This window comes from Streptomyces nanshensis (assembly GCF_001751255.1).
Lineage (GTDB): Bacteria > Actinomycetota > Actinomycetes > Streptomycetales > Streptomycetaceae > Streptomyces > Streptomyces nanshensis_A.
Genome location: NZ_LJGW01000158.1, coordinates 1 through 516, shown reverse-complemented (window position 1 = coordinate 516; position 516 = coordinate 1). Strand labels below are relative to the sequence as shown.

Below are 516 nucleotides of genomic sequence, written 5' to 3'. Positions count from 1 at the left end.
GGCTCCGGCTGGGGCGCCCTCGAAGTGGCCCGCGGCGGCTACGCGTTGCCCGGTACGCCCTTCCCGGCGGAGACGATGGGCGCGGAACAGCGCCCGTGGGCGACGCTGCTGGCCGAGGGCCGCTTCCCGGACGACGCACCGGGGCCCGGTCCGGTGCGGGCCGCCGGTCCGTCGCTGGTCTCCGGCGCCTGGCGGGAGAGGCTGGAGTGCGCGTCCGCGGGGCCGCTCACCGACTACCACCTGGGCGTCGCGCAGTGGCACGCGGGCGATCACGCCCAGGCCGTGCGCAGTTGGGANGCCCAGGCCGTGCGCAGTGGGGAGCGTTCGGTCGCCGCGGCGCCCGCCCCGTGGTCGCTGCGGGCGCTGGCCTTCGCCGACGCCTGCGACGACCCCGCCGGACGCCATCCGCAGCGCGCCGCCGACCGCTATCTGGCCGCGGTCGACCTCGCCGTCGATCTGGCGGTCGGTCTGCCACTGGACCTCGCCGCCGGGCGGGACGAGGACGACGGGACGGAC

General features: G+C 78.3%; 1 pseudogene (only partly in view). It reads left to right on the top strand.

The features are described from left to right. Positions 1-516: pseudogene (locus tag AN218_RS09720) on the top strand (DUF5107 domain-containing protein) (its annotated part extends 1295 nt beyond the left edge of the window); the annotation flags it as partial.